Genomic DNA, 26,942 nt, shown 5'->3' on the forward strand with positions numbered 1-26,942 from the left:
ACCGCGGCGTCCCCGGCCAGGGAACCGGTGTGGGAGCTAGCGGATCGCTTCCCGACCGCGGATCGACCGCTCTTGCAAACGACGATCGGCGTTTCGGCCACGGTCTCTCGGGCCTCCTCGAGGAACGCTCTCCCGTCGGAGAACCCCTCGACGTAACAGATGATGGCGTCGGTGTCCGCCGTTCGCCGAAAGTACGGCAAGTACTCGTCGAACGAGAGGTCGGCTTCGTTTCCGACACCGACGTAGTGGCTGAACCCGACCGCCTCCCTGCTGGCTGCCTCGGTGAACAGCGCGATCGCGAGGTTCCCGCTCTGACACAGCAACGCGAGGTCCCCGGCCGGGACGTCCTCGGCGCCCACGAGATTCGCTCCCGCGGGAACGTTGATCATCCCCGACGTGTTCGGCCCGATCAATCGGACGTCGTGCTCCCGGGCGAGCGTGACGATCCGACGCTCGAGCGCCTCGCCGTCGTCGTCCGTCTCCGCGAAGCCGACGGCGATCACGATCGCCCCGGCGACGTCGACGTCCGCACAGTCCTCGAGCACCGACGGGACGACCGGGCCCGGAACGGCGATCAGCGCCAGGTCGATCGCCTCCGGGATCGCGCTCACGCTCGGATAGACCTCGAGCCCCCGGATCTCCTCCGCGGACGGATTGACCGGATACAGTCGACCGGCGAATCCGTTCGACTGGAGGGTCTCGATCGCCTGGTGGCCGCGCTTCGTCCGGTCGGTGGAGGCGCCGACGACGGCGATCGTCTCCGGTTCGAGGATGCGGTCGATGGTCGCTCGGTCGGGCACGGTCACCGCCCCTCGAAGACCGGCTCGCGTTCGTCCGCGAAGGCCTCGACGCCCTCGCGCCAATCGCGACTCTCCATGCACGTGAGGAGGGCTTCGACCTCGGCCGTCATCGCGAGCGAGGGGTCGACCGGCCAGCCGTTCAACAGCTCCTTCACCTGCGCGACGGAAATCGGGGCGTTCTCCGCGATCTCGGTCGCGAGCCGCACGACCGCCTCGTCCAGTTCGTCCGCGGGGACGACGTCGTCGACCAGACCCAGGTCCGCTGCCGTCTCGGCGTCGACCGTCGCCGCGGTCAACAGCAATCGCTTCGCCGTCGCTACACCGACTCGCTGTGGGAGCGTGTACGTCACGCCCCCGCCGACGAACGTACCGATGCTCGTCTCCGGGAAGCGGATCTCCGCGTCGGCAGCCATCACGACGAGATCAGCGCTCAGTGCGAGTTCGGCGCCGGCACCGATCGCGTACCCCTGCACTTTAGCGACCACCGGTTGCTCGTGGAGCTGGACGCGACGACACGCGTGTTGGGCCGCCCACGCGTAGCGACGCTTTTCCGCGGCCGTCCGGTCCGCCTCGTCGTGATTTTTCATGTCTGCGCCGACACAAAACGCGCGGCCCTCGCCCTCGAGGACGACGGCGCGCGCTTCGTCCGCGCTCGCGCTGGCGAGGGCCCCGCAGATTCCCCCGTACAGCTCCGCCGTTACCGCGTTGAGACGTTCGGGACGAGTGAGCGTAACGTACGCGAGCTGGTCGTCGAGGCGGTACTCGACTGCGTCGGTCTCGGTCGGTTCGATAGCGCCGACTCCGTGGATGTCCGTGTGTACCATATCTTCTCTCGGGATGTCCCCCGGCGGAGTGGAGGTGATCTGTGTGGCTATAATTTCTCCTACTGCACTTAGGTATTTCGGACAGATTTGCAAACATAGAGCTGGAATTTGTACTCAGGAGAAGATTTAAATATTCACTCCCCATACGGTTCAGCGGACCAATGCACAGGTGCAACATGGTAACACGCCGGAACGCGTTAGCGACGATCGGTGCGGGATCACTCGTCGGCGTCGCTGGCTGTCTCGGCTCGATATGGGGTTCCGGAGGGACCCTTCAGCACATCGACTTCGGCGGGAACACCCAGGATGCGCAGATGGAGATCATCGACCGGTGGGCCGAAGAATCCGATTACGACGTCGAGGCAACGGCCGGCGGCGGGACGACCGAGATGATCTCGATGATCAAGCAAAATCCCGGCGAATTCGACACCGTCGCCTTCAACGACACGGGGATCTCTCAGGCGAGACAGGAGGGGATTCTGGAGCCGATCGACCTCGGAGAGGTTCCGAACTACGAGGAGAACATTCGGGACCCCGCACGCGAGCTCGAGTTCCTCTTCGAAGACGGCGAGGTGATCGGTCTCATCCGCGAGAACGGCGGGACCGGATACGCGTACAACACCGAGCACGTCGACCGAGAGCTGACCTCCTGGCAAGACATCAAGGATCCCGAGTTCGAAGGGGAGCTCGCGCTGCTAGATCGTGCGATCGACCGGTTCGCTAACTGTGCGGTCGCCATCGACGTCGACATCAACGAGGCGGCCCAGGACGACGATCTCTTCGAGGAAGTCGTCGCGGAGGCCGAAGAGCAACACCAGAACACCTTCAGTTACTGGTCCGACGGTGCGACGTCGATACAGTACCTGCAACAGGAGAACGCGATGATCTGCGAGGCGTGGGGTGGTCGCGTCCTCGCGCTCCAGGAGGACGGATACGATCACATCGAGTACGTCATGCCCGAAGAAGGGACCATGGCGTGGACCGACACCCTCTCGATCGTCGAAGGGACCGAGAATCGCGAGGCCGTCCACGACCTGTTGAACTTCATCTACGAGCGAGAGAACCTGATCGATCTGTCCGATATGATGAACTACACGGTACAGATCAACGACCCTCCCGAGGAGATGCAAGCGCTGCCGGACTTCGCCCCGATCGAAGATCTCACGTTCTCCGACTGGGACGTCGTGTTGCCGAAACAGGACGAGTGGTCGGAACGATTCCAGGAAGTCAAACAGGGCTAACTCCACCCTGATCTTTCAACTCAACGATGCTCGAGGTCAACGGCCTTACAAAATACTACGGAGAACTGCTCGCCGTCGACGACGTCAGCTTTCGGATCGACGAAGGCGACTTCGTCACGCTGCTGGGCCCGTCGGGGTGTGGAAAGACCACGCTGTTGCACATGATCGCCGGGCTGCGAGAGCCCACCGAGGGGACGGTCGAACTTCGCGGCGAGGACGTCACCGAACTCCCGCCCGAGGACCGAAACATCGGGATGGCGTTCCAGTCCACGGCGCTATTCCCGCACATGACCGTCCGGGAGAACATCGGCTACGGGCTTCGAATGCACGGCTACGACGCCGAGGAGCGCGAATCCCGCGTGCAAGAGTTTCTCGAACTCGTCGACCTTCCGGACCACGGCGACCACCACCCGGACGAACTCTCCGGCGGTCAACAACAGCGCGTCTCGCTGGCACGGGCGCTCGCCTACGAGCCGGACATCCTGTTACTCGACGAGCCATTGACCGGACTCGATCGCGTCCTCCGCGAGGAGATGCGCGAGTGGTTGATGACGCTCCAGCGTGAGGTCGGGGTCACCTCCCTCTACGTAACGCACGACCAGGAGGACGCGCTGTCGATGTCCGACAGGGTGGTCGTTCTCGACGAGGGACGGACCCAACAGGCGGCTCACCCGCAGACCATCTACGAGCGCCCGGCCAACGAGTTCGTCGCGCAGTTCGTCGGAAAGTCGACACAGTTTTCCGGATCGGTGGCGCGCACCGAGCCACGCCCGGTCGTCGAGACCGGCGCGGTCGACGTCGCCATCACGGGCGAACACGAATCCGGCGAGGCGGTCTCGCTCTACGTCCGCCCGGAGGACATCACGGTCGAATCCGCCGCGGCGACCGCGGACGGCGGCGTGCAGGTGACCGGAGACGCGGAACCCGCGACACCGTCCGTGCCGGAGAACGCCTTCTCCGGAACCGTCGAGAAGATCGCCAACCTCGGCAACCGGACCGAGGTAACGGTCGCCCTCGAATCCGGAGAGATCGCCCTGGCGAACACCGACCGATTCCCGGACTTCGAGACGGGTGACGTGGTGACCGTCGCGTTCGAACCCGAGTCGGTGGTCGTCGTATGAGCGTCGTCGTCGAGCGCAGCCCCGTCCCGAGCTGGATAACCGAACGGGTGACGAATCGCCACCTCGCGGCCTTCGGCGTCGGCTGGGTGGCGTTCTTCTTCGTCGTCCCGATCCTGTTTCTCGTCGTCGAGAGCTTGAACTTCGGCGACGGGGGGCTCTTCGACGCGTACCGCCGGGCGACCCGCGGCGTTTACGTCGACGCCTTCGTTCGATCGTTCGTGTACGGCATCGTGACGACCGTTCTCACGCTCGTCCTGGCCTACGTCCTCTCGTACTACCTCGTCTTCTCGAGCAAGCGCGTTCGCCTCCTGATGACGCTCGTCATCGTCCCGCTGTGGATCGCGTACATCATCCGGTACTTCGGACTGTTGTTGTTCTTCTCGCCGACGGGGCCGATCACTCACCTGCTCGACGTTCGAATCGGGTTGTTGTTCACGTCGACGGCGGTGGTGATCGGTTTGACAAATGCGTTCCTTCCGTTCGCCGTGTTACCGATCTACAACTCGCTGAACGCGATCCACCACGAGACGATCGACGCCTCCCGTACCCTCGGGGCGAGCCAGTACCGGACCATTTACTCGGTCGTGTTGCCGCTGAGCCTCCCCGGAATCGTCGCCGCGGGCGTGATCGTGTTCATCCTCGCGACGGGTTCGTTCCTGGCTCCCGCCGTCCTCGGCGGGCCCGGACAGACGATGATCGCCAACGAGATCGCTCGTTCGTTCCTCGATGCGTTCAACATTCAGCTGGCCTCGGCGTTGGCGGTGATCTACACCGTGTTGCTGATCGGCTTCATCGCCGCGTTCAACTCGCTGTTCAACCTTCAGGAGGCACTGGGTAAGCTATGAGCGCTACCGGAACCTTCCGCGCCACGGGGTTGCTCCGACGGGGTAGCTTCCTTCTCGTGATCCTGGCGATCTACGTCTTCCTGCTCGTCCCGGTCGCGATCGTCATGATCACCTCCTTTACGGAACGATCGTTTCCGGCCATTCCGTACGACGGCATCAGTCTTCGCTGGTACGTCGAGCTGATGAGCGATAGCCGGTTACTCGGCGCGCTGGTGACCAGCCTCATCGTCGCGACCGGCGCCTCGATCCTGTCCGTCGCGTTCGGGACGGCCGCGGCGGTCGGCTTCGTTAGGGCCGAGTTCCCGTACAAGGAACAGATTTCGACGATCATGCTGTTACCGATGATCATCTCTCCGGTGATCACCGGTATCGCCATGATCCGATTCTTCGGGCTGGTCGACATCTCCAGCGGGTACCCCGCACTCGTCGTCGGCCACTCGATCATCACGATCCCGTACGTCTTCCTGCTGGTACGCTCGGAGCTGCTGACCTTCGACGAGGACCTCGAGCAGGCTTCGCGCGTCCTCGGGGCCGATCCGACCGTGACGTTTACGAACGTGACCGCGCCGCTGATCGCTCCGGCGCTGCTGGCCGGGTATTTCGTCGCGTTCGTCGTCTCCTTCGGCGAGTTCACGGCGACGCAGTTCCTCATCGCCCCCGGCACGAGCACCGTGCCGGTGGAGATCTACACGATGATGACGACCGGCCTCTCGCCGACGATCAACGCGCTCTCGACCGTGCTGGTGGTCATCATGATCGTCGGTGCGCTGCTCAGTCGGTACCTCGCCCGGTAACGGCGCCTCGATCGTCTCGAGGCGGCGTCGCCGCCGTTCGACGGGAACGACATCCTGAGGGGCGACCGCCTCCTTCGATGCTCCGCGAACCCGGCGTCGCGTCGAGGCGGGACTGGGTGGAAACCGACTCCGAGCCACGGATTCGGCCGATTCGTCGTTCCGATGACGCCGTTCGCGACGGTCCCCTCCGAGGCGATCCTCCGGCCAGCCCGGCGAACTGGCACGGACGCTCGCGGGCCCGAGTGACAACGTCGTCCACCCCAGATTAACGAACCAGGCCGACGTAGCGACGTCGCGAGACGACGTGACCGAGGACGAGAAACGCCGGTGGGAAGCGCGCGCCGAGCGCGACGGCTTCGACCCGTCCGCGGGGCCCGCCGACCTCGTCCGGGAGTCGGCGGCCGACCTCCCGTCGGGTCGCGCGCTCGACGTCGCCACGGGCGAGGGACGAAACGCGATCTTCCTCGCCGAGCGGGGCTTCACGGTCGACGCCGTCGACATCTCCCGGACGATGCTCGACCGAGCGCGCGGACGTGCCGCCGAGCGATCCGCGTCGGTCAACTGGATCCTGGCCGACGTCGACGACTACTGCTTCTCCGCGGCGGCGTACGACGTCGTGACGATCAGTTACTTCGACGCCCGTGACCGCCTCGACGCGGTCAAACGAGCGCTCGCACCGGGCGGCGTCCTCTGCTACGAACACCACCTCACGACCGACTCGGACGACGTCGCGGATCCGAGCGCCCGCTACCGATTCGAACCCGGCGAACTTCGGGAAGCCTGTTCGGACCTGACGATCGACCGCTACGAGGAGGATCGAGACGCGAAGCTGGTTCGGATGGTGGCGCGCAACGAATAGCGGTCCGGATCCCGGTCGGGACGGGACGGACTCAGGCCAGCCCGATCTGTTCGGTGTACGACCCGTACTGCTCCTCGAAGACCTCCATGATCTCGCCCATCGTCGCGTAGGCCTTGACGGCGTCGACGATGTAGGGGATGGTGTTCTCGTCGCGCTCGGTCGCCTCGGCGAGCGCCTCGAGAGCGTCCTCGACGGCGGCTTCGTCGCGCTCGGCTTTGGTCTCTGCGAGTCGGTTGAGCTGGCGTTCCTTGGTCGCCTCTTCGTCGATGTGGAGGATGTCGGGGCTGGTGTCCTCTTCGAGCGTGTACTTGTTGACGCCGACGACGACCTCCTCCTCGCGCTCGACGCGCTCCTGGTACTCGTAGGAGGCCTCCTGGATCTCCCGGAGGAAGAAGCCGTCGTCGATCCCCTGCAGGATGCCGTCGCGTACGGAGCCGTCGCCCATCTCGCGGATTTCGTCGATGTACGCCATCGTCTTTCGCTCGACCTCGTCGGTGAGCGCTTCGACGGCAAAGGATCCCCCGAGCGGGTCGATGATGTCCGCGGTGCCGGACTCGTCCGCGATGATCTGCTGGGTGCGCAAGGCGACGCGGACGGCTTCCTCGCCCGGCAGCGCCAGCGCCTCGTCGAAGCTGTTCGTGTGCAGCGACTGGGTCCCACCCATCACGCTCGCCAGCGCCTGGATCGTCACCCGGACGACGTTGTTCAGCGGCTGCTGGGCGGTCAGGCTCTGGCCGGCGGTCTGGGTGTGGAACTTCAACCGCTTGGATTCTGCCTTCTCGGCGTCGTACCACTCGTCCATGACGCGGGCGTAGATCCGACGGGCGGCGCGGAACTTCGCGACCTCCTCGAAGAAGGAGTTGTGGCAATTGAAGAAAAAGGACAGACGCGGCGCGAACTCGTCGACGTCGAGCCCGCGATCGATGGCGTCTTCGACGTAGCCGAAGCCGTCGGCGAGCGTGAACGCGAGTTCCTGGACGGCCGTCGAGCCGGCCTCGCGGATGTGGTACCCCGAGACCGAGATCGGGTGGAATTTGGGGGTCTCTTCGCTGGAGAACTCGACGACGTCGGTGACGAGTTTCAGCGACGGATCCGGCGGGATCACCCACTCTTTCTGCGCGATAAACTCCTTGAACATGTCGTTCTGAAGGGTCCCGCGGATCTCCTCGCGCGGAACGCCCTGCTGGTCGGCCAGCGCGACGTACATCGCGTAGATCACCGGCGCGGAGGGGTTGATCGTGAAACTGGTCGAGATCTCGGAGAGGTCGATGCCGTCGAAGAGGATCTCCATGTCCCGGAGCGTGTCGACGGCGACGCCCTCTTTGCCGACCTCGCCCTCGCTCATCCGGTGGTCGGAGTCTAAGCCCATCAGCGACGGCATGTCGAACGCCGTCGAGAGCCCGGTCTGGCCCTGCTCGATCAGGTAGTGAAAGCGCTCGTTGGTCTCCTCGGCGGTGCCGAAGCCGGCGAACTGGCGCATCGTCCAGGTCCGCCCGCGGTACATCGTCGGGTACGGCCCGCGGGTGTAGGGCTCCTCCCCCGGGAAGCCGAGGTCACCCTCGTAGTCGAGGTCGGCGACGTCGTCCGGGGTGTAGAGCCGGTCGACCTCGAGGTTCGAGACGGTCGCGAACCGATCGGCGCGCTCACTGTGGCGCTCCAGCACCGGCTCCAGCGTCTCCGCCTCCCACCGGGACTCGGCCTCGCGGATCTCCGAGAGGTCCTCCTCGTCGTACATGCTGGAAATTTTTGCCGACCGGCAACGTAAGGATTCCGGGACCGGCGAGATCGGTCCGCGACCCGCGCGGCGGCGCGACCGGGTGGCGCGTGCGAGGCGTGTCGCCGGCCGAAACGGGTCGATAGGCGGACGAGGGACGTCTAAACGGTGCGATAGGCGGACGAGCGACATCCGAAACCGTGCGATAGGCGGACGACTCTGAGAGGCGGCGGGGACCGGACGAGGTCCGGAACCGGCCGGCGGGAGCGGCGACGCGCCGCGAGGACGCGCCACCGAATCCGCCCGCTGGCGGCTACGCGTGCAGGAACTGCGGCTCGAGACCGACTCGCTCGGCGTTCCAGTCGACGTCCACGAGGCGCTGCGGACTCCCGCCCAGCCCGTCGCGACTGACGACCTCGAAGGTGCGGTTCCGGGCGTCCCGGGTGAAGGGGGCTGCGGCCATCAGGCAGGCCACGTCCGCGCGCGGGATCGACCCTGAGACGGAGTCGCCGCCCTCGCCGACGAGCACTTCGCCGCTGGGCGGGTCGTTCGTCAGCCGACCCGGCCGCAAGATCGTGTACGCGAGTCCGGACCGTCGGAGCGCGGTCTCGGCGTCACGCTTCGCCCGGAGGCTCCCGCGGATCGCCAGCCTGGCCGGCAGCGCCATTCCGGACTTCGAGCTGCCGACGCCGATGGCGCTCTCGAGGACGAAGTGTTCGACGTTCGTGGCGATGGCGGCGGTGATCAGGTTGATCACGCCCGTCCGATCGACGACTTTTCCCCCCAGAAAGTGCCGCGGGCTCGGCGGCGTTCCGAGCGTCGAGAAGACGACGTCGCAGCCGTCGACCGCCGCCACGGCGTCGGCCGACTCGAAGAAGTCCGCGACGACGACCTCGTCGGCGCCCTGTCGCTCGAGCCGGTCGGCCGCGGCGAACGATCTCGTCGTGGCGCGCACGCGGAGGTCGGTCGGCCGGAGGACCGACAGCAGTTCGCTTCCCGTTCTCCCAGACGCGCCGGCGATGAGCGCCCGCTGCGCTGTCGTTGTCATCGCCGAGGTTACCGCTCCGACCGAGTTAAGTCCGCGCAGCGGTCGGGTTTCTTGACGGTATCTCCCGGCGGGGAACGTCGATCGGAACGACGGCCTCGAGACGAGCGGCGAGCCATTTCGACGGCGCGCGACTGTCGGCTCGCCCGACACGAACGATGGAAGACGCTTTCAGCGCGGTCGCGTCCCATCACGGCGAGTGGCCGGGACGAGCCTACGCGCCGGTGGACCGCGAGGTAGTCCGCCCCGAGGTGGAACGGCAATGCGACGACGGCGCAGTTCCGGCCGTCCGGGCTGGTGACTCCGTTCACTCCCCGTCCGACTGCAGCCGCTTGGTCGTCTCCACCAGGGGGTGTCGGGCGTAGTCGACGACCTCGATGTCCTCGAGCGTGGAGAGCTCCTCCTTCTCGGCGGTCCGCATCATGCCGAGGTCGACCCGGCTCTCGGTGAGGATGACGTAGGCGTCCATCTCGTCGATTCCGAGCCGGTCGGCCGCGAGCGTCCGGTGGTGGCCGTCGGCCAGCAGCAGCGTGCCGGCGTTGTCGATCACGACCAGCGGCTCCGCCAGCCCGTGCTCCAGCTCGTACCGTCGCCCCTCCAGCTCGTCGGCGTAGACCCGGCCCTGGGTGGGGATGAGTTCGCGGAGCGGGACGGTCCGACGCTCCTGGTCGAGTTCGATCCCGTGGATGTTCTCCAGCGTGCGGATCAGCTTGCCCACCTTCTCGGGGGTCGCGCGCTCGATCTGGCTGCGGATGACGTCGGCGTTCGAGATGATGCCGACGAGGTTGCCGGCGTCGTCGACGACCGGCAGCTTCTGGATGCCCGACCGGAGGATCACCCGGGCGGCGTCGGTCACCTTCATCTCCGGGTGGGCGACGATGAGGTCGGTCGTCATCACCTTCCAGATCGGCTCCTCGGGTTCGGCCAGCAGCAGGTCGCGCGCCGTGACGAACCCCTCGACCCGCCGGCGCTCACAGACCGGGTAGCCGCTGTGGTCGTCGCTCTCGGCGATCCGGACCGCGACCGCCTCGACCGACGCTTCCGGCGAGACCGTCGCCACGTCGCGGGTCATGTACTCCGCGACCTGCGGTTTGCTCCCCCGCCAGGCCTCTTCCATGTCCGGGCGGTAGGTCGTCCCGGCGCAAAAACCCTCCCCACGGCGTCGGCCGCGGGCGACCCGATCGATCGGCACTCCGACGGTCTCGGCGCGGTCACTCCTCGTCTTCGAGCTCCGGGGCGAACAGCAGCTCGCTCTCGCGGCTGTGGGCGCCGACGGGCGTCCCCGGCTGACTCTCGACGGCCTCGAAAAAGCGGTTCTCGATCACCTCCTCGGCGGCCTCGACGATCGTGTCGACGTGACCCTCGTCTTCGATGCCGCCGAGGACGCCGATCTCGAGCTGGGCGCCCGCCATGTCGTTGTGACCGCCCGCGCTGCCGATCGGGCCGAAGGCGTCCCGGACCGCCCCGCCGAGGTCGAGGTCGCCGCCGCGCGAGCGCGCCGAGAGGTAGACCATCTCGTCCATGAACCCGTAGACGAGCGTCGTCGACACGCCCTCCATCGACAGCAGCTGCTCGGCCGCCTGCGGGAGCGCGTCCCGGTCGCGGATCGGGCCCGCGCTCGCGACCACGACGTTCCCGCGACGCGCGCGATTCTTGATCGCCCGCGCGATGGTGTCGACCGTCTCCCCGCCGACCGTCGGCGCTTCGATCTGCTCGAGGACGTCCTGGTCGGCGCGTTCGAGCAGCGTCGCCGCGGCCCGAAAGTCGAGCGCGGAGGTCTCCCGCGTGAAGTCCTTCGTGTCCACCCGGATGCCGTAGAGCAGCGCCGTCGCCGTCCGACGGTCGATCTCGACGTCGAACCGTCGGAGGTAGTCGGTCATGATCGTGCTCGTCGCGCCCGCCAACTCGCGCAGGTCGACGAACCGGCCCGCCACCGGCCCCCGCGGCGGGTGGTGGTCGATGACGACGTCGGGGACGAGCTCGGTCGGCAGCTGATCGTTCACGCCGGGTCGGGAGTGATCGACCAGGGCGAAGCCCCCGTACGCCGAGAGCGAGTCCTCGGGCGAGAGGTTCCGGAGCTCGATGTCGAGGAGGTTCACCATCGCGCGGTTCTCCTGGTGGGTGATCTCGCCGTAGTAGCAGGCGTCGGCCTCGACGCCGACGGCCCCGGCCAGGTCGACGAGGGCGATCGCGCTCGCGATGGCGTCCGGATCGGGATTGTCGTGGGTGAGGACGGCCAGCCGGCCGTCGATCTCGGCGAGGCGTCGACGGAGTCGGCGGGCGTTCTCCGCGCCCGGACTGACCGTCCCGTCGAGGACGGCGTCGGCGATCGCCCGGGCGGGGTCGATCGCGGCGTCGGCCGCGTCCGCGAGCCGCGTTAGCGCGTCCGGCGAGGGGTTCCCGCCGGCGTAGGCCAGCAGCCAGGCGTCGGGAAACCGCTCGCGGGCGCGCTCGGTCGCGAGCACGTTCCGGTCCGTCCGATCGCCGGCGACGACGACGAGCGCCGGCTCGTCGACGGTCGCCAGCCCGGCGATGTCCGTGGGATCGCGCGCCGTCGCCGGGATCGACTCCTCGCGGAGCGTCTCGATGATCGCGGGATCGTCGTCGACGACGAGCAGCCGGTCGGTCCGCCCGCCCATCCCGCCGACGATCCGCTGCCCGACCGCGCCACAACCGAGGACGAGCCGGGTCGCCATGCTCGCGGGTACCGAGCGGGACGGGTAAAAGCTACCGGGTCCCGACTACGGCAAGATCGCGTCGGCGGCGCCGATCGCCGCGTCGACGACCGGCCCGAAGCCGGGGAGGATCGCGACGGTCATCACGGCCGCGAAGACGATCGCCGCGTAGAGGCCGACCGGCTGGGAGAGCCGGTCGACCGAGAGCACCGGCTCCTCGATCCAGAGAGCCTTCACCAGTCGCGCGTAGTAGTACAGCGAGAGCGCGCTGTTGACGACGAGCGCGCCGGCGACGACCAGCATGGTCGTGGTGCCGACGCTGACCGCGCCGGTGAACAGGAAGTACTTGCTCCAGAAGCCGCCCAGCGGCGGGATGCCGGCGAGGCTGAACATGAAGATCGTCATCGCCAGGCAGGCGATCGGCGCCTGCTTCGAGAGGCCGTTGTAGTCGGCGAACGTTCGGCCGACGCCCCAGTACTCGGCGAGCGCGACGAAGAGGAATGCGCCGGTGTTCATGAACGCGTAGACGAACAGGTGCATCATCGCCGCGCCGAGCACCAGCTCGCCGGCGCCGGCGCCGGCGCCGGCCAGCCCGATCAGCGCGTAGCCGGCGTGGCCGATCGACGAGTACGCGAGCATCCGCTTGACGTTGTCCTGGACGGCCGCCGCGAAGTTGCCGACCGTCATCGTCGCGATCGCCAGGATCGCGAACGCGATCGTCCAGTCGAAGCCGATGACCGCGGCCGTCTCTCCGAGCGGGAACGCCTCGGCGAAGACGCGGAACGCGACGACGAAGCCGGCGGCCTTCGAGGCCGACGAGAGGAACGCCGAGACCGGCGCGGGCGCGCCCTCGTAGGCCTCCGGCGCCCAGAAGTGGAACGGGACGCTCGCGGTCTTGAACGCGAAGCCGCCGATCAGCATCAGGATGCCGACGCCGAGGATGCCGTCGTAATTGCCGATCTCGTGGCCCTCGACCGGCGTCTCCTCGCCGGCGACGACCTCCGCGATCGCCTCCAGCTGGAGGTGACCCGTCGCGCCGTAGACGAGGCTGATACCGAAGACGAAGATGGCCGAGGAGAGCGCCCCGAGCAGGAAGTACTTCAGTCCCGCCTCGACGCTCCCGCGGTTGTCCTTGAGGATGGCCACGAGGGCGTACGACGGCAGGCTGGCGAGCTCGAGGGCGATGAAGACGGTGACGAGGCTGTTGGCCGCCGCCATCGTCGCCATGCCGGTCGCCGCGAGCGCCACCAGCGTGTAGTACTCGGCCTGGTAGGCGTGGCCGTCCATGTAGTCGTAGCTCGCGATCGCGACCAGCGCGGTGACGACCGCGACGACGATCATGAAGAACAGCGCCAGCTGGTCGACGACGAGCTGGCCGCCGAAGACCGAAATCTCGCCGTGACCGTCGGGCGTCGGGGTGCCGACGCCGGCGAGCAGGAACCAGACGGCGACGCCGAGGCTCGCCAGCGCGCCGACGGCGGTCGTCCCCGCCAGCAGCGCCCGACTGCTCTTGCCCGGGTTGAGGCCGTCGATCAGGAACAGGACGCCGGCGGTCGCCGCCAGAATCAGCGCGGGCGCGAGCGCCGCGGCGTCCGGCAGTTGAACGGGTTCGATCATCACGCGTCACCTCCCTGGAGCTCGACGATCGGGTCGGCGGCGTCGGTGATCATCTCGAAGATGAGCTCCGGCGCGACGCCGAGCAGGACGATCAGCCCGAGCAGGACGAACATCGGCGCGACGTCGTGAACCGGCGCGGGGCCGACGTCGTAGTCGGTCTCCAGCCGGTACGGGCCGAAGAGGCTGCGCTGGATCGCGAACAGCAGGTAGCCCGCGACGATGACGATGCCGAACATCGCCAACGCCGTGAATATCGGCGCGTAGGCGAGCAGCTCCGAGCCGAACGCGCCGTAGAAGATGGCGAACTCGGCGTAGAAGCCGCTCATCAGCGGCAGGCCCATGTAGCCGAAGGCGCCGGCGATCAGGATCCAGACGGCGACGGGCATCTTCGAGGCGAGCCCGGACATGTCCGTGACCATCCGGGTGTGGGTCGCGTTGTAGATGACGCCGACCGCCATGAACATGAGCCCGGAGATCAGCCCGTGGCTGACCATCTGGAACGTCGCTCCGCCGACCCCGAACTGGGTGTACGCGACCAGCCCGAGGATGACGTAGCCCATCGAGGAGACCGACGAGTAGGCGACGATCCGCTTGAGATCGGTCTGGGCCAGCGCGAGCATCGCGCCGTAGATGACGCTGATCACCGCGATCGCGGCGATCGGGATCGCGAACGTCGACACCTCGTTCGGGAACATGGTGAAGTTGAACCGCAACAGGGCGTAGGTCCCCATCTTCAGCAGGACGCCAGCCAGCAGCACCGACGCGGGCGTCGGGGCCTCGACGTGGGCGTCCGGCAGCCAGGTGTGGAAGGGGACGACCGGCACCTTCACGGCGAAGCCGAGGAACAGCGCGACGAAGACGACCGACGCGAGCGTCGTTTCGCCCAGCCCGAAGACGGACTCCTGGAGCCCGTCGCCGTTGACCATCGCGTCGGCGATCTCGGGCAGCGCGAAGCTGGTCACCGCGTCGCCCAGCCCGAAGACGAACGCGATGAATGCGCCGAACATCACCAGCGAGGCGACGTTCGTGTAGACGAAGAACTTGATCGCGGCGTACTTCCGGCGCGGGCCGCCCCAGACGCCGATCAGCAGGTACATCGGGATGAGGACGGCCTCCCAGAAGATGAACCAGAGGAAGAAATCGAGCGCGACGAAGACGCCGATGAGGTTCGCCTCGATGAACAGGACGAGACCGTAGAACTGCGATTGGCGCTCGTCGATGGGCGTCCAGGAGCTGAGAATCGCCAGCGTCGTGAGGACGGTCGTCAGGACGACCAGCGGCAGGCTGATGCCGTCGACGCCGACGAACCAGGAGATCTCGTAGTCGGCGAGCTGGATCCACGCCGCCCGGGACTCGAACGCGAGATCGCCCTCGAGTAAGGCGTTGCCGCTGCCGTCGAACGCCGTGAACATCCAGAGGCTCAGCGCCGCCGGCACGAGGCTGATCGCGAAGGCCAGCCGGCCGGCGACCCGGTTCGGTGCGAGGAACGTGACGGCCGCGCCGACGAACGTGACCGCGAGTAGCAGCTCGATCATCATTGGAACCACCCTCCGTAGAGGCCGAGAACGACGAGGAGCGCGACGAACCCGAGCACGAGCAGCGCCGCGTAGTTGGTGACGAGTCCGGTCTGGAGGCGCTTGACGGCGTTACCGCCGAAGAGGCTCACGCGCCCGACGCCGTCGACGGCACCGTCGATCGCCGTCTGGTCGAACCGATCGGTCCGGCGGGCGAGCGGGAGCGTGAACCCGCGGGCGAGCCAGACCTGGAGCTCGTCCTGGTAGTAGTTGCTCCGCAGCACCGTGTACGCAGCGCCCAGGCGCTCGGTGTGGCGTTCGGGTTCGGGCACGTTGTACAGCTTCCAGGCGACCCCGGCGCCCGAGAACGCGAGTGCGAGCGAGAGCCCGGCCGCGATCAGGACGTCGAACGGCTCGAGGCCCGCGAGTTCGGTCGCGTAGACGTCGCCGATCATCTCGCTGTAGGCGACGTAGGTCGTCCCCTCGACGCCGCCCTCCAGCCACTGGTGGAGGAACTCGATGTCGGCACCGGTGAGCTTCGCGACCGGCGCGAGGTTGGCGACGCCGGCCACGACGGCGAGCGTGCCGAGGACGACCAGCGGCACCTTCGCCGGGAGGCCGATCCCGTGGGGCTGCTCGGCCGCCTCCGTTCGCGGCTCACCGTGGAAGGTCAGGAGGACCATCCGGAAGGTGTAGAAGCCGGTGAAGAAGACGGCGAGCAGACCCATGGCGTACGCCGCGAGGATCAGCGGCTCGTTGACGCCGACGACCATCGCGTCGTAGAGGATCTCGTCTTTCGACCAGAATCCCGAGAACGGGATGATGCCCGCGAGCGCGAGCGCGCCCGCCAGGAACGTCCAGTAGGTGACTGGCATCTTCTCCTTGAGCCCGCCCATCTTCCACATGTCCTGTTCGTGGTGCATGGCGATGATGACCGCGCCGGCCCCGAGGAACAACAGCGCCTTGAAGAAGGCGTGGTTCATCAGGTGGAAAACCCCGGCGACGTAGCCGCCGACGCCCAGCGCGAGCATCATGTAGCCGTACTGGCTGATCGTCGAGTACGCCAGCACCTGCTTGACGTCGTCTTTCACGCAACCCATGGTCGCCGCGAACAGCGCCGTGAAGCCGCCGACGAACGCGACGATCGCGAGCGCGGTCGGCGAGACGGCGTAGTAGCCGAACATCCGGGCGACGAGGTAGACCCCTGCCGCGACCATCGTCGCGGCGTGGATGAGCGCCGACACCGGCGTCGGGCCCTCCATGGCGTCGGGCAGCCAGGTGTGCAGCGGGAACTGGGCGGACTTGCCCAGGACGCCGCCGAGCACCAGCAGGCCGGTGATCGTCACCCAGGTCTCGGCGCCGAGGCCGCCGGGGACGTCGAGGTCGGTCTCGCCGGCGACCGCCGCCTCGGCGGCCGCGACGAACGACTCGTCGCCGGCGAACTGCAGCGTGCCGAACGTGGCCGCGATGGCCACGACCCCGACGAGGAAGAAGTAATCCCCGAAGCGGGTGACGAGGAACGCCTTCTTCGCGGCCGAGGGCGCCGACCGCGTCTCGAACCAGTGGCCGATCAGCAGGAACGAGCACAGGCCCACGAGTTCGAAGAAGATGAACGCCATCAGCAGGTTGTCGGCGACGACGAACGCCAGCATGCTGAAGGAAAACAGCGAGAGGCCGGCGTAGTACCGCGGGAGGCCGGGTTCGCCTTCGGCGTTCATGTAGCTCAGGCTGAACACGTGGACCAGGAACGCGATCAGCGAGACGATCACCAGCATCAGCGCCGACAGCTGGTCGATCAGGATCCCGAAGTGGAACGTGATCTCGTCGGTCGCCACCCAGGTGTACAGCGATTCGTTGTGCGGGTCCGCCCCGCCGGCGAGGACGGCGACCATCACCAGCGAGAGGACGAGCGATCCTCCGGTCGCGACGATACCCGGGATCGCGCCCTTCAGCGGCAGGTGACGGCCGAACGTCACCGCGACGACGAACGTCACCAGCGGGAAGAGCACGATCGCGGGCGCGTAACTGAACAGTCCTTCCATCTTACCACCTCATCGTCGTCGGTACGGTCACGTCGATCGTGTCGTAGTTGCGGTGCAAGACCAGGATGATCCCGAGGCCGACGGCGACCTCCGCGGCCGCCAGCGCCAGCACGAACAGGGTGAACACCTGCCCGGTCAGGTTCCCGTAGTAGAACGCGAAGGCGACCAGGTTGATCGCCGCCCCGTTGACCATCAGCTCGACGGACATCAGGAACATCAGGGCGTTCCGGCGCGTGAGGATGCCGAACAGCCCGATGCAGAACAGGGCCGCCGACAGCAGGACGTAGTGTTCGATCCCGATCACGCGTCCTCACCTCCGTCGGTCGCCCCCTCGCGGTCGGCGGCGTCCGTCTCCAGACGCGCCTCGACGTCGCCGCCGTCGGTCACGGCCGTCCCGGCGCCGCCGGCCACCGGCCGGTCGTAGGCCGCCGGATGAGGCGTCTCGCCGTCTTCCTCGCGCGTTGCGAGGACCAGCGAGCCGTCCAGCGCCGCGTCGAGGACGATCGCGATCAGCAAGAACGCGATCAGGAACGGCTCGGTCTGGGCGAGGTTCCCCTCGTTCGATTGGAGCGCCCCGTAGTCGAACATCGCGTAGCCGATCTCGGCGGTGACCGAGATGCCGTCGGGGAAGCCGGCGAACTCCTCGAAGCTCGTCGTCAGCGCGACCGCCGCGAGCGCGCCGAACAGCGCCAGGGCCAGCAGCCCCGGCACCAGGCGCTCGCCGATCGGCACCAGTTTCGGCCGGTTCGTCATACGCCGGCCACCTCCGCCGGCTCGTCTTCGGGCTGGGTGAGCATCACCGCGAACGTGATCAGGATGAGCACGCCGCCCACGTAGACGAGGATCTGCATCATGGCCACGAACTCGGCCGCCAGCATCACGTAGTGGACGGCGACCGAGAGCAGCGAGACGCCGAGCATGAGCGCCGAGTGCCAGGGGTCCCGGAGGAGGACGACGCCCACGGCGCTGCCGAGCGTGATGGCCGCGAACAGGCCGAACGCCAGCGCGTACATCATTGGTAGTCCACCTCGCCTTCGCCCTCGCCGACCCACCCGCCGCGGTCGGGCTCGCGGGCCTCGAGCGGATCGATGTCCTTGTACCAGGGCACCGCCTTCAGCTGCTCTTTGTTGTAGACCAGGTCGTGTTTCGTGTCGCCGGTGAACTCGAAGTTCTGGGTGAGCAAGATCGCGTCCACCGGACACACCTCCTCGCACAGCCGGCAGTAGATGCACTGCCCGATGTGGAGGTTGTACTGTTCCCCGTTGCGCTGGTCGTCCATCACGATCTGGATCGTATCGTTCGGACAGACCTTCTCGCACTGGCGACACCAGATACAGCGCTCCTGGCTGAACTTGTGGACCCCGCGGAATCGCGGCGAGACGTCCGGCGCCTCGTCGGGGTACTCGACCGTGAACGTCGAGCCGTCCAGTGCGTGTCGCATCGTCGTCGCCATCGATTTGAGTAGTCCGATCATGCAATCACCCCGGTCGTCTGCAGGACTGCGACGAGGATCGCCGTCAACACGAGGTTGACGAACGACAGGATGAGCAGTCCCTTCCAGCCGATCTCGATCAGCTGGTCGATCCGCACCCGCGGGAGCGCCGAGCGCAGCCACTGGGTCAGCAGAAAGATTCCCCAGATCTTCACGAGGAACCAGACCAGTCCCAGCTCCGCCGGTCCCGGCCCGGCCGGCCCGCCGAGGAAGACGGTCGCGACGATCGCGCCCCCGAGGAAGATGTGGATGAACTCCCCGAGGTAGATCAGCACGAAGTACACCGACGAGTACTCGGTCTGGTAGCCCGCGACGATCTCGGTCGGGGCTTCCGGCGTGTCGAACGGGTTCCGACCGATCTCGGCGAAGTTCGCGATCAGGAACAGCACGAACGCGAACGGGTTCACGAGCGCGAACCACGCCGGAATCGTCACGACGCCGAGGTCGATCAGGGTCTGGGCCTGGACGTCGACGATCGTGCTCATCCGCAGGCTGCCCGCGAAGACCACGACCGACATCCCGGTCACGACGAGCGGAATCTCGTAGGCGATGTTCTGGGCGACCGCCCGAAGCCCGCCGAGCATCGAGTACTTGTTCGCGGAGGCGTAGCCGGCCATCACCAGTCCGACGCTGGCGATGGAGGCGACCGCGAAGACGAACGCCAGCCCGACTTCGGGGTCGGCGAGGTGGATCCCGCTGCCCATCGGGATCACCGCGAACCCGAGCAGCGCCGAGCTGGCGATCACGAGCGGCGCCAGGTCGAACGCCGGCCGGTCGGCGTTCTCGGGGATGATGTTCTCCTTCGAGAGCAGCCGGACCGAGTCGGCGACGATGATGCCGATGCCGCCCGGACCGATCTGGTTGACCGCGATCCGATCGGTGAACGCGGCGGTGATCTTCCGTTTCGCCCAGGGACCCGCCAGCGCCGTCATCGCCAGCATCAGATTGCCGATGAGGAACGCGGCGAGAAGCGTCGCGAGCAGCTCTCCAGCCAGGCCGAAGCCCTCGAGCCGGAGGAGGTCGACGAGGCGCTCGGGTAGAAGGATCGTTCCGTCGTCCGCCTGCAACACCGTCTCGCTCGCGGCCTGCAGTCCCGTCTCGCCGACGGCACCGGCGGCGGTATCGACTCTCCCGGCCACCGACGCGCCGACGGTCGCCAGCGCGCTCATCTATCGATCCACCTCCCCGAGGACGATGTCCAGGCTGCCGAGCGAGGCGATCAGGTCGGGGATGTACTCGTCCTCGACCATCCGTTCGAGCGCCGAGAGGTTGTGGAAACACGGGCTGCGGATCTTGAACCGGGCCGGCTTCTGCGTGCCGTCCGAGCGGATGTAGATTCCGAGCTCGCCTTTCGCGCCCTCGACGGCGCGGTAGGTCTCGGCGTCCGCGTCCGGCTTCAGCGTCCGGGGCACGTTGCTCTGGATCTCCCGCTCGTCTTCCGGCCACTCCTCGAGGAGGTCGAGACACTGTTCGATGATCCGGGCCGATTGCTCTACTTCCTGCATCCGGACGAGGACGCGGCTGTAGTTGTCACAGCCGTCCATCGTGACGACGTCCCACTCGAGTTCCGGGTAGTAGCCGTAGGGATCGTCGCGTCGCAAGTCGTAGTCGATGCCCGAGCCCCGCGCCACCGGGCCCGTACAGCCGTACTGTTTCGCGTCCCACGGTTCGAGGATCCCCGTGTCGACGCAGCGGATCTGGAAGATCTCGTTGGTCACCAGCAGGTCCTCGTACTCGTCGATCTTCGCCGGCAGCTCGTCGAGGAAGTTCCGGCTCTTCTCGAAGAACTCCTCGCGGGGTTCGGGCAGGTCCCAGGCGACGCCGCCCAGCCGGAAGTAGTTGAACATGAGCCGCTGGCCGGTGAGGTCCTCCAGGATGTCCTGGACGACCTCGCGGTCGCGGAACGCGTACTGGAAGACGGCGGTGAAGTCGCCGAAGACGTCCAGGGCGAAGGTACCGAGCGCGAGGAAGTGACTCGCGATCCGGCAGAGTTCGGCGCCCATGGTTCGCAGGACCTGGGCGTACTCGGGAACCTCGATGTCCGCCAAGTCCTCCGCCGCGCGGGCGTAGGCCCACTCGTTGAGCAGCCCCGCCGAGACGTAGTCCCACCGGTCCGGGTAGGGCATGATCTGGTGGCGGTAGGTGCCCTGCTGGCACATCTGCTCCTCACAGCGGTGGAGGTAGCCGACGTCCGGATCGACGTCGACGACCTGCTCGCCGTCCAGCACCGCCTTGATGTGGAGCACGCCGTGGGTCGCCGGGTGGTGTGGGCCGATGTTGAGGAACATCGTCTCCGACTCCGCGTCGTGCTCGTCGGGCTGGATCGGATTCTCGTGTTCGGAAAAGCGGACGATCTGGGGCTTGTCCTGGTCGTAATCCAGCGAGAGCGGGTGGCCCTGCCAGGTCTCGGGCAGGAGGATCCGGCGCGGGTCGGGGTGACCCTCGTACTCGATCCCGACGAGGTCGTAGGCCTCCCGCTCGTGCCAGTCGGCGGTCCGGAAGGCCGGCTCGACCGACTCGCTCACGGGCTCGTCGACCGACGTCGGCACGACGATCGACACCTCCTGGGTGGGGTCGGCGTACTTCTTGAGGTGGTAGATCGACTCGTACCGGTCCGCGTACTGTTGGGCGGTCAGACACGAGAGGTGATCGAAGCCCAGCTCGTCTCGCAGGTCCACGACGACGTCCCTGACGTCGTCCGGCCGGATCACGAATCCGGGCGCGTTCAGGTGGTCGTCGCGAGCGAGCGCCCGCTCGCCCAGCACGGTCTCGAGGTCGGCTTCGGTGACCGACTCGTCGCCGGCGTCCGCCGGATCGAGTTCCGATCCCGCGCTCATGGCGAATCAGCCCAGTTGTACCGCATGACGAGGTCGTCTTCGTCGATCTCGTCGGCCAGTTTCTGTACCAGTTCGTCCCGCGGCAGGTCGCCGAACTCCTCCAGTTCGTAGGGCTTGACGACGACCGGCGAGGACTCGCCGTTCTTGATCTGCTCTTGCAGTTTCAGGACGCCGTAGATCAGCGCTTCGGGTCGGGGCGGGCAGCCGGGAACGTGGATGTCGACGGGAATGATCTCTTCGGCGCCCTTGACGACGTTGTAGCCCTCCTGGAACGGGCCGCCGGAGATCGTACACGACCCCATCCCGACGACGAACTTGGGTTCGGGCATCTGGTCGTAGACGCGCTTCATGCGCGGCCCGAACTTGGAGACGATCGTCCCCGGGACGATGATGACGTCCGCCTGGCGCGGCGACGCTCGCGGGACGCCGGCGCCGAAGCGGTCCAGGTCGTGCTTGATCGCGTAGGTGTGGATCATCTCGATGCTGCAACAGGCGATTCCGAACTGCAGCATGAACATCGAGTTGCCCCGGACCCAGTTCATGAACTCGTCGAACTTGGTCAGGATGAACGGGGTCGAGCCGAACGCCTCCCGCAGCTTCGAGTTCATCCGGTCGTCGACGCCCGCGCCCATCCTCGCGTCGCGCGTGTCCGTCGACGGCGCTGTACTCTCGTAGATCTCTTGTCGTGGTTCGTTGCTCATTGACGATCGGCCTCCGGGTCGACTCGGGGGCTCTTGGCCCACCGGACGGCGCCCTTGCGCCAGGCCCACGCGAGTCCGACGAGGAGGATGCCGACGAACAGGAGCATCGGGCCGAGCGCGCGGACGATGCCGTACTCGTCCAGGGCATCCAGGTACGTGACCGCCCACGGGAACAGCAGGACGGTCTCGATGTCGAAGACGACGAAGAGGAGGGCGACCATGTAGTACTGGATGTTAAAGCGGATGCGCGTCCCGCCCGTCGGGACCTCCCCACTCTCGTAGGTGGCGCGTTTACTCGTTTCGGGTACGCTCGGTCGCAGCAGGTACGACACGGCCATCATCCCCAGCGGGATGCCGACCGCGACGAGACCGAGCGCCCCAATCGCTATCCAATCGTTCATCTCGGTAACGTGCGGGGGTTCGAAACGCACCCATATAAGGGTTGATTCTTCGGTTTTCGCCGAAATCCGGCCGCCTGCGGCGGGACTGGACCGATCCGTCGTTATAAATGGTCCCGAATATTCGGGTCGAGCGACGACAGATCAGGGGATGATTCACTCGTCGATGGATGAACGTCTCTTCGGCCTGCGGCCGTCGCTCGGCGGACGGAGGGATCGGTCACTCCGCTCGATCGGTCACTCCCGCCCGTCCAAAAACGCGCGAGTGCCCCCGTCGTGGAGCGCTCGGGAGACGTCGCCGACCTCGTCCCGCAGCCGCTCGTGGTAGTCGACGAGTCGAGCGCGAAGCTCCTCGTGCTTCCTGGCCAGGATCTGGACGGCCGAGAGCGCCGCGTTGAACGACTTGCCGGCGTCGACGGCGACGATCGGCGCGCCCGTCGGCATTCCGATGACGCTGTCGACGGACTTCTCCTGAACCGGCACGCCGATGACGGGCAGCGGATAGGCGATCGACGCCGTCATGTTCGGCAGGTCGGCGGACTTCCCGCCCGCGCCCGCGATGATCACCTCGATTCCGCGGTCCTCGGCGGTCTCCGCGTACGCGGCCATCAGATCCGGGGTCCGGTGGGCCGAGGTGACGTAGGTCTCGAAGGTGAACCGGGCCTCGGGCGGCGACTCGAAGTCGGTCTGTTCCGCGAACCCGAGCTCGTCGACCAGGGCGTCGTAGGCGCCCCGGCGGCGACCGCCGGTCATCATGACCTCGAGGTCGGAGTCGCTGCCCATGACGATCCCGACGTCGGGGGTCTCCTCGGGCGGTCTGTCCTGGTCGGCCTGGCGGCGCAACCTGTCGATCAGGTCCGCGACTGCGTCGGTCATGCCCGTCGCTTCCGTCGCGGAGGCAATGAAAGGCGTTGATTCGTCCCGGCTCAGCGCGATCCCTTGCATCCGCCGCGCAACCGGCTGCACGCCGATCGTCGCGTCCGGAGGCAGAGATCCGTCCCTTCGTATTCCTCGGCCAGCACGTCCTCGAGGAGGTCGATCTCGCGCTGGCCGAAGCCGTCGTTCGCGAGGAAGTACGGGACGAGGTGGTCCTCGCCGACCCGTCGGCCGCACAGTCCCTCCGCTCTGAGCCGCTTCACCGCGTCCCGAATTTCGGCTTCGGTCGGTTCCCGTTCGAGGTCGATCCGCGATCCTCGGCCGCTCGACAACCGGTCGACGACGGCGGTGGCATCCATCATGTCCCCGTGTATCGTGGCTCTCTATGTATAGTCTTTTCCGGGGTAGCAGCGCTCTTCCCGGCGATTTCGGCCAGAAACGGCTAGCATGTTCGGTTCCGGTCCGGACGTCGTGGCCGCGGTCTTACGAGAAGGTGACGACATCACGGAGCGAGCGGGCCCGCTCGAGCAGCCCGTCGAGGGACTCGCCCGTCGTCCCGCCCACGGTCACGTGCCCCATCTTTCGCAGCGGACGCGCCTCCGCCTTGCCGTACCAGTGGAGGTGGGCGCCCGGCTCTTCCAGGAGCCGATCGACGCCGGCGAGCGCGGCGGGCGCGGGCTCGTCGACGTCGGCGAGCAGGTTCGTCGAGACGGTCGGCCCGCGAAGGTCCGTCGATCCCAGCGGCCAGCCCAGCACCGCCCGGACGTGCTGTTCGAACTGGGAGGAGACGGTCCCCTCGATGGTCCAGTGGCCGGAGTTGTGGGGTCGCGGTGCGATCTCGTTGAGCAGGATCTCGCCGCCACCTCGCGAGCTGCGCCCGCTCGATCGTTCCGAGTCGCGGGGCGCCTCGCGCGTTTCGAACAGCTCGATCCCGTACACGCCGCGGCCCTCCATCAGGTCCAGCACGTCCAGGGCGACCTCGCGCGCCCGTTCTCGCACGTCGTCGCCGGAGCGCGCCGGCGCGACCGTCTCCCGGAGAATCTCTTCCTGGTGGATCGTCTCGGTGACCGGGAACGTCGCCGTCTCGCCGTCGCCCTTGACGGCGATCACGGATACCTCGCGCGCGTAGTCGACGAAGGCCTCGACCATCGCCGGTCCGGCGACGGCGTCGAGGGCGCCCTCGGCGTCGTCCGCCGATTCAACGGGGACGTTCCCGCGGCCGTCGTAGCCGCCGGTGCGGGCCTTCAACATTACGGGTGCGCCGAACTCGTCGATCGCCGCCCGGACGTCGTCGGCGTCGTCGACCCCGCGGAACCTGGGGACGGGAATTCCGGCCTCACGGAGTTCGCGCTTCTGGACGAGCTTGTCGTGGATCAGTTCGAGGGTAGCCGGCTTCGGGTGGATGGGCACGCCCGTCTCTTCTTCGACCCGATCCATCGCGTCCTGATCGGCCAGCTCGATCTCGAAGGTGAGCGCGTCGGCGCGCTCGGCGAGCTCGCGGATCGCCGCCTCGTCGTCGAAGTCGGCGACGATTTGATCGCGAGCGACGAGCGAGGCCGGACACTCCGGCGTCGGATCGAGCACGATCAGCTCGACGCCCAGCGGCGACGCCGCTTCCGCGAGCATCCGGCCGAGCTGCCCGCCGCCGACCACGCCCAGCGTCGGTCCCGGCGTTCGGAGCGTCGTCATCGGTCGGCGGTTGCGCGGGCCGGCGCATAAGGATTCGCAAACGCCGCGGCGCGGAACCCGCACGGGTCCGCTCGCCCGGCCGGGAAGCGCCCGATCGGTCGGCGTCGACGCACGGTTCGCGGATAACGGTACCTCTTTTTACTCCCTCGACCACCGCTGACGTATGACCGCGCTCGGACTGGTGGTCGCGCAGTTCAACCGCCCGATCACCGAGGAGATGGAGGCGAGCGCCCGCGAGGCGGTCGAGGACGCGGGCGCCGAACTCGTCGAGACGGTCCGCGTCCCCGGCGCCTACGACGCGCCATTGGCCGCCGACCGGCTGGCCCGCCGCGCCGAGGTCGACGCCGTGGCCGTGATCGGCGCGATCATCACCGGCGACACCGACCACGACCGGGTCATCGCCGACGCGACGGCCCGGCGACTCGCCGACGTCTCCCTCGAGCGCGACACCCCCGTCACCCTGGGCGTGATCGGGCCGGGCATGTCGGCTGCGGAGGCCCGCGAACGGACCGGCAAGGGCGGCGACGCCGTCGAGGGCGCGATCGACCTCGTCGAGGAACTACCCGACCCCTGACCACGCCGCACGCGTCGATACCACCGACTACACTCACCATGGAATTCGCAGACCGCGTCACGAGAGTCGAACCGTCCGCCACGCTCGCGATCTCGGCGCTCGCCTCCGAGCTGGTGGCCGAGGGCGCCGACGTCGTCGACCTGAGCGTTGGCGAACCGGACTTCCCCACGCCCGAGAACGTGATCGAGGCCGGACAGGCGGCGATGGACGCCGGCCACACCGGCTACACCACCTCCAAGGGAATCCCGGAACTCCGGGCGGCCATCGCCGAGAAGCTGCGCGCCGACGGCCTCGATCACGACGCCGACGACGTGATCGTCACGCCGGGCGCCAAGCAGGCGCTGTACGAGGTCGTCCAGACGCTGGTCGACGACGGGGACGAGGTCGTCCTGCTCGACCCCGCCTGGGTCTCCTACGAGGCGATGGTCAAGCTGGCCGGCGGCGCGCTCGTCCGCGTCGACCTCTCGCCGTACGAGTTCCGGCTCGAACCCGCCCTCGGCGACCTCGAGAACGTGATCTCCGAGGAGACGGAGCTGCTGATCGTCAACTCCCCGTCGAACCCCACGGGCGCCGTCTACTCGGACGCGGCCCTCGAGGGCGTCCGCGACCTGGCCGTCGAGCACGACGTGACCGTGATCGCCGACGAGATCTACGACGAGATCACCTACGGCACCGAGCCGACGAGCCTCGGCACGTTCGACGGGATGGGCGACCGCACGGTCACCGTCAACGGCTTCTCGAAGGCTTACTCGATGACCGGCTGGCGGCTCGGCTACTTCGCCGGCCCCGCGGAACTCGTCTCGCAGGCCGGGAAGCTCCACTCTCACTCGGTCTCCTGCGCCACGAACTTCGTCCAGCACGCGGGCGTCGAGGCGCTGGGGAACACCGACGACGCCGTCGCGGAGATGGTCGAGGCGTTCCGGGAGCGCCGGGATCTGCTGGTCGATCTCTTCGCCGACGAGGGCGTCGACGTCCCCGTCCCCGACGGAGCGTTCTACATGATGCTCCCGGTCGAGGGCGAGGCGCGGCGCGCCTCGGGATCCGCGAGCGGCGGCCAGCCGCGAGTGAGCGACGCGAAGTGGTGTGAAGGCGCCCTCGAGGACGCCCACGTCGCCACGGTCCCCGGGAGCGCGTTCGGCGCGCCCGGCTACGCCCGCCTCTCCTACGCCGCGAGCGAGGAGCGACTTCGGGAGGGCGTCGAGCGTCTGGCCGACGAAGGCTACCTCTGAGCGGGCTGGGCGATCGGTCGCTGACTGGACTGCGCCGTCGGTCGCTGACGGAACT

The 26,942-nt window shown here is 67.4% G+C and carries 27 protein-coding genes; 7 read left to right on the forward strand and 20 right to left on the reverse strand.

The window, feature by feature from the left end:
• Both QZT59_RS13070 and QZT59_RS13075 read right to left on the reverse strand, forming a co-directional pair.
• Positions 1-800 (reverse strand): CoA-binding protein (locus QZT59_RS13070; protein ID WP_290817017.1); only part of this gene is annotated, 800 nt, incomplete at its 3' end.
• Positions 801-802: 2 nt separating this feature from the next.
• A complete protein-coding gene (locus QZT59_RS13075; RefSeq protein ID WP_290817020.1) occupies positions 803-1,624 on the reverse strand; it encodes an enoyl-CoA hydratase/isomerase family protein in 822 nt (273 codons plus the stop codon).
• Positions 1,625-1,785: 161 nt separating this feature from the next.
• On the opposite strand from QZT59_RS13075, the gene QZT59_RS13080 reads away from it, so the two are divergent.
• The 5 genes from QZT59_RS13080 (at position 1,786) to QZT59_RS13100 (ending at position 6,484) form a co-directional block, all read left to right on the forward strand.
• Positions 1,786-2,865 carry a PotD/PotF family extracellular solute-binding protein gene (locus tag QZT59_RS13080; RefSeq protein ID WP_290817022.1) on the forward strand — a complete coding sequence of 360 codons (1,080 nt, stop codon included), beginning with the start codon at positions 1,786-1,788 and terminating at the stop codon, positions 2,863-2,865.
• A gap of 26 nt (positions 2,866-2,891) precedes the next feature.
• Positions 2,892-3,986, forward strand: coding sequence for an ABC transporter ATP-binding protein (locus QZT59_RS13085; RefSeq protein ID WP_290817025.1), 1,095 nt, complete (start codon positions 2,892-2,894; stop codon positions 3,984-3,986).
• The gene (locus QZT59_RS13090; RefSeq protein ID WP_290817029.1) at positions 3,983-4,831 is read left to right on the forward strand and encodes an ABC transporter permease; all 849 of its coding nucleotides are present in this window, start codon (positions 3,983-3,985) and stop codon (positions 4,829-4,831) included. Before QZT59_RS13085 ends, QZT59_RS13090 begins: the two co-directional genes overlap by 4 nt.
• Positions 4,828-5,625 carry an ABC transporter permease gene (locus tag QZT59_RS13095; protein ID WP_290817032.1) on the forward strand — a complete coding sequence of 266 codons (798 nt, stop codon included), beginning with the start codon at positions 4,828-4,830 and terminating at the stop codon, positions 5,623-5,625. The genes QZT59_RS13090 and QZT59_RS13095 overlap by 4 nt, the downstream gene beginning before the upstream one ends.
• A 304-nt stretch (positions 5,626-5,929) precedes the next feature.
• Positions 5,930-6,484: a class I SAM-dependent methyltransferase gene (locus QZT59_RS13100; RefSeq protein ID WP_290817035.1), complete on the forward strand. Its 555-nt coding sequence runs from the start codon at positions 5,930-5,932 to the stop codon at positions 6,482-6,484.
• A 31-nt stretch (positions 6,485-6,515) separates the two neighbouring features.
• Here QZT59_RS13100 and QZT59_RS13105 read toward each other — a convergent pair whose 3' ends face one another.
• From QZT59_RS13105 to QZT59_RS13190, 18 genes are all read right to left on the reverse strand, one after another.
• Positions 6,516-8,219 carry a methylmalonyl-CoA mutase gene (locus QZT59_RS13105; protein WP_290817038.1) on the reverse strand — a complete coding sequence of 568 codons (1,704 nt, stop codon included), beginning with the start codon at positions 8,217-8,219 and terminating at the stop codon, positions 6,516-6,518.
• A 292-nt stretch (positions 8,220-8,511) separates the two neighbouring features.
• Entirely contained in the window at positions 8,512-9,246 is a 735-nt protein-coding gene (locus QZT59_RS13110; protein ID WP_290817041.1) for an NAD(P)-binding oxidoreductase, read from the reverse strand.
• Between the two features lie 304 nt (positions 9,247-9,550).
• Positions 9,551-10,360 (reverse strand): CBS domain-containing protein, encoded by an 810-nt coding sequence (locus QZT59_RS13115; RefSeq protein ID WP_290817043.1) that lies wholly within the window; start codon positions 10,358-10,360, stop codon positions 9,551-9,553.
• 94 nt (positions 10,361-10,454) lie between these two features.
• Positions 10,455-11,939 carry a DHH family phosphoesterase gene (locus QZT59_RS13120; protein WP_290817046.1) on the reverse strand — a complete coding sequence of 495 codons (1,485 nt, stop codon included), beginning with the start codon at positions 11,937-11,939 and terminating at the stop codon, positions 10,455-10,457.
• Between the two features lie 45 nt (positions 11,940-11,984).
• Complete coding sequence (locus QZT59_RS13125; RefSeq protein ID WP_394348659.1) at positions 11,985-13,535, reverse strand: NADH-quinone oxidoreductase subunit N; 1,551 nt, start codon at positions 13,533-13,535, stop codon at positions 11,985-11,987.
• Complete coding sequence (locus tag QZT59_RS13130) at positions 13,535-15,073, reverse strand: NuoM family protein (RefSeq protein WP_290817049.1); 1,539 nt, start codon at positions 15,071-15,073, stop codon at positions 13,535-13,537. The genes QZT59_RS13125 and QZT59_RS13130 overlap by 1 nt, the downstream gene beginning before the upstream one ends.
• Positions 15,070-17,091: an NADH-quinone oxidoreductase subunit L gene (nuoL, locus tag QZT59_RS13135; protein WP_290817051.1), complete on the reverse strand. Its 2,022-nt coding sequence runs from the start codon at positions 17,089-17,091 to the stop codon at positions 15,070-15,072. The genes QZT59_RS13130 and nuoL overlap by 4 nt, the downstream gene beginning before the upstream one ends.
• Before the next feature lies 1 nt (position 17,092).
• Positions 17,093-17,395: an NADH-quinone oxidoreductase subunit NuoK gene (gene nuoK, locus QZT59_RS13140; RefSeq protein WP_290817059.1), complete on the reverse strand. Its 303-nt coding sequence runs from the start codon at positions 17,393-17,395 to the stop codon at positions 17,093-17,095.
• Positions 17,392-17,844, reverse strand: a complete 453-nt coding sequence (locus QZT59_RS13145; protein ID WP_290817067.1) for a hypothetical protein — start codon at positions 17,842-17,844, stop codon at positions 17,392-17,394. Before QZT59_RS13145 ends, nuoK begins: the two co-directional genes overlap by 4 nt.
• Positions 17,841-18,107 carry an NADH-quinone oxidoreductase subunit J gene (locus QZT59_RS13150; RefSeq protein WP_290817070.1) on the reverse strand — a complete coding sequence of 89 codons (267 nt, stop codon included), beginning with the start codon at positions 18,105-18,107 and terminating at the stop codon, positions 17,841-17,843. The genes QZT59_RS13145 and QZT59_RS13150 overlap by 4 nt, the downstream gene beginning before the upstream one ends.
• Positions 18,104-18,565: an NADH-quinone oxidoreductase subunit I gene (locus QZT59_RS13155; RefSeq protein WP_290817073.1), complete on the reverse strand. Its 462-nt coding sequence runs from the start codon at positions 18,563-18,565 to the stop codon at positions 18,104-18,106. Before QZT59_RS13155 ends, QZT59_RS13150 begins: the two co-directional genes overlap by 4 nt.
• Entirely contained in the window at positions 18,562-19,674 is a 1,113-nt protein-coding gene (locus QZT59_RS13160; protein ID WP_290817156.1) for an NADH-quinone oxidoreductase subunit H, read from the reverse strand. Before QZT59_RS13160 ends, QZT59_RS13155 begins: the two co-directional genes overlap by 4 nt.
• A gap of 78 nt (positions 19,675-19,752) precedes the next feature.
• Positions 19,753-21,420, reverse strand: coding sequence for an NADH-quinone oxidoreductase subunit D (locus QZT59_RS13165; protein WP_290817076.1), 1,668 nt, complete (start codon positions 21,418-21,420; stop codon positions 19,753-19,755).
• On the reverse strand, positions 21,417-22,121 hold the full coding sequence (locus QZT59_RS13170) for an NADH-quinone oxidoreductase subunit B (RefSeq protein WP_290817079.1): 705 nt from the start codon (positions 22,119-22,121) through the stop codon (positions 21,417-21,419). Before QZT59_RS13170 ends, QZT59_RS13165 begins: the two co-directional genes overlap by 4 nt.
• Entirely contained in the window at positions 22,118-22,522 is a 405-nt protein-coding gene (locus QZT59_RS13175; protein WP_290817082.1) for an NADH-quinone oxidoreductase subunit A, read from the reverse strand. The genes QZT59_RS13170 and QZT59_RS13175 overlap by 4 nt, the downstream gene beginning before the upstream one ends.
• A gap of 234 nt (positions 22,523-22,756) precedes the next feature.
• Positions 22,757-23,395, reverse strand: coding sequence for a 5-(carboxyamino)imidazole ribonucleotide mutase (purE, locus tag QZT59_RS13180; protein WP_290817085.1), 639 nt, complete (start codon positions 23,393-23,395; stop codon positions 22,757-22,759).
• A gap of 50 nt (positions 23,396-23,445) precedes the next feature.
• The gene (locus tag QZT59_RS13185; RefSeq protein WP_290817088.1) at positions 23,446-23,757 is read right to left on the reverse strand and encodes a hypothetical protein; all 312 of its coding nucleotides are present in this window, start codon (positions 23,755-23,757) and stop codon (positions 23,446-23,448) included.
• Positions 23,758-23,878: 121 nt separating this feature from the next.
• Complete coding sequence (locus QZT59_RS13190) at positions 23,879-25,084, reverse strand: 5-(carboxyamino)imidazole ribonucleotide synthase (RefSeq protein WP_290817091.1); 1,206 nt, start codon at positions 25,082-25,084, stop codon at positions 23,879-23,881.
• Between the two features lie 163 nt (positions 25,085-25,247).
• Between QZT59_RS13190 and ribH the strand changes: the two genes are divergently transcribed.
• Complete coding sequence (gene ribH, locus QZT59_RS13195; protein ID WP_290817094.1) at positions 25,248-25,658, forward strand: 6,7-dimethyl-8-ribityllumazine synthase; 411 nt, start codon at positions 25,248-25,250, stop codon at positions 25,656-25,658.
• 38 nt (positions 25,659-25,696) lie between these two features.
• The gene (locus QZT59_RS13200; protein ID WP_290817097.1) at positions 25,697-26,887 is read left to right on the forward strand and encodes a pyridoxal phosphate-dependent aminotransferase; all 1,191 of its coding nucleotides are present in this window, start codon (positions 25,697-25,699) and stop codon (positions 26,885-26,887) included.
• Positions 26,888-26,942 lie beyond the last annotated feature (55 nt).

Source organism: Halovivax sp. (assembly GCA_007119345.1).
GTDB lineage: Archaea > Halobacteriota > Halobacteria > Halobacteriales > Natrialbaceae > Halovivax.

What these genes read in the sequence shown, in the direction of transcription:
- QZT59_RS13105 (WP_290817038.1), bottom strand. Translation starts at nt 8,219, where the DNA reads ATGTACGACGAGGAGGACCTCTCGGAGATCCGCGAGGCCGAGTCCCGG.
- QZT59_RS13155 (WP_290817073.1), bottom strand. Translation starts at nt 18,565, where the DNA reads ATGATCGGACTACTCAAATCGATGGCGACGACGATGCGACACGCACTG.
- QZT59_RS13145 (WP_290817067.1), bottom strand. Translation starts at nt 17,844, where the DNA reads ATGACGAACCGGCCGAAACTGGTGCCGATCGGCGAGCGCCTGGTGCCG.
- QZT59_RS13075 (WP_290817020.1), bottom strand. Translation starts at nt 1,624, where the DNA reads ATGGTACACACGGACATCCACGGAGTCGGCGCTATCGAACCGACCGAG.
- QZT59_RS13190 (WP_290817091.1), bottom strand. Translation starts at nt 25,084, where the DNA reads ATGACGACGCTCCGAACGCCGGGACCGACGCTGGGCGTGGTCGGCGGC.
- QZT59_RS13095 (WP_290817032.1), top strand. Translation starts at nt 4,828, where the DNA reads ATGAGCGCTACCGGAACCTTCCGCGCCACGGGGTTGCTCCGACGGGGT.
- QZT59_RS13130 (WP_290817049.1), bottom strand. Translation starts at nt 15,073, where the DNA reads ATGATGATCGAGCTGCTACTCGCGGTCACGTTCGTCGGCGCGGCCGTC.
- QZT59_RS13120 (WP_290817046.1), bottom strand. Translation starts at nt 11,939, where the DNA reads ATGGCGACCCGGCTCGTCCTCGGTTGTGGCGCGGTCGGGCAGCGGATC.
- QZT59_RS13185 (WP_290817088.1), bottom strand. Translation starts at nt 23,757, where the DNA reads ATGATGGATGCCACCGCCGTCGTCGACCGGTTGTCGAGCGGCCGAGGA.
- QZT59_RS13085 (WP_290817025.1), top strand. Translation starts at nt 2,892, where the DNA reads ATGCTCGAGGTCAACGGCCTTACAAAATACTACGGAGAACTGCTCGCC.
- QZT59_RS13165 (WP_290817076.1), bottom strand. Translation starts at nt 21,420, where the DNA reads ATGAGCGCGGGATCGGAACTCGATCCGGCGGACGCCGGCGACGAGTCG.
- QZT59_RS13175 (WP_290817082.1), bottom strand. Translation starts at nt 22,522, where the DNA reads ATGAACGATTGGATAGCGATTGGGGCGCTCGGTCTCGTCGCGGTCGGC.
- QZT59_RS13170 (WP_290817079.1), bottom strand. Translation starts at nt 22,121, where the DNA reads ATGAGCAACGAACCACGACAAGAGATCTACGAGAGTACAGCGCCGTCG.
- purE (WP_290817085.1), bottom strand. Translation starts at nt 23,395, where the DNA reads ATGACCGACGCAGTCGCGGACCTGATCGACAGGTTGCGCCGCCAGGCC.
- QZT59_RS13080 (WP_290817022.1), top strand. Translation starts at nt 1,786, where the DNA reads ATGCACAGGTGCAACATGGTAACACGCCGGAACGCGTTAGCGACGATC.
- QZT59_RS13125 (WP_394348659.1), bottom strand. Translation starts at nt 13,535, where the DNA reads ATGATCGAACCCGTTCAACTGCCGGACGCCGCGGCGCTCGCGCCCGCG.
- QZT59_RS13200 (WP_290817097.1), top strand. Translation starts at nt 25,697, where the DNA reads ATGGAATTCGCAGACCGCGTCACGAGAGTCGAACCGTCCGCCACGCTC.
- ribH (WP_290817094.1), top strand. Translation starts at nt 25,248, where the DNA reads ATGACCGCGCTCGGACTGGTGGTCGCGCAGTTCAACCGCCCGATCACC.
- nuoL (WP_290817051.1), bottom strand. Translation starts at nt 17,091, where the DNA reads ATGGAAGGACTGTTCAGTTACGCGCCCGCGATCGTGCTCTTCCCGCTG.
- QZT59_RS13115 (WP_290817043.1), bottom strand. Translation starts at nt 10,360, where the DNA reads ATGGAAGAGGCCTGGCGGGGGAGCAAACCGCAGGTCGCGGAGTACATG.
- QZT59_RS13150 (WP_290817070.1), bottom strand. Translation starts at nt 18,107, where the DNA reads ATGATGTACGCGCTGGCGTTCGGCCTGTTCGCGGCCATCACGCTCGGC.
- QZT59_RS13090 (WP_290817029.1), top strand. Translation starts at nt 3,983, where the DNA reads ATGAGCGTCGTCGTCGAGCGCAGCCCCGTCCCGAGCTGGATAACCGAA.
- QZT59_RS13110 (WP_290817041.1), bottom strand. Translation starts at nt 9,246, where the DNA reads ATGACAACGACAGCGCAGCGGGCGCTCATCGCCGGCGCGTCTGGGAGA.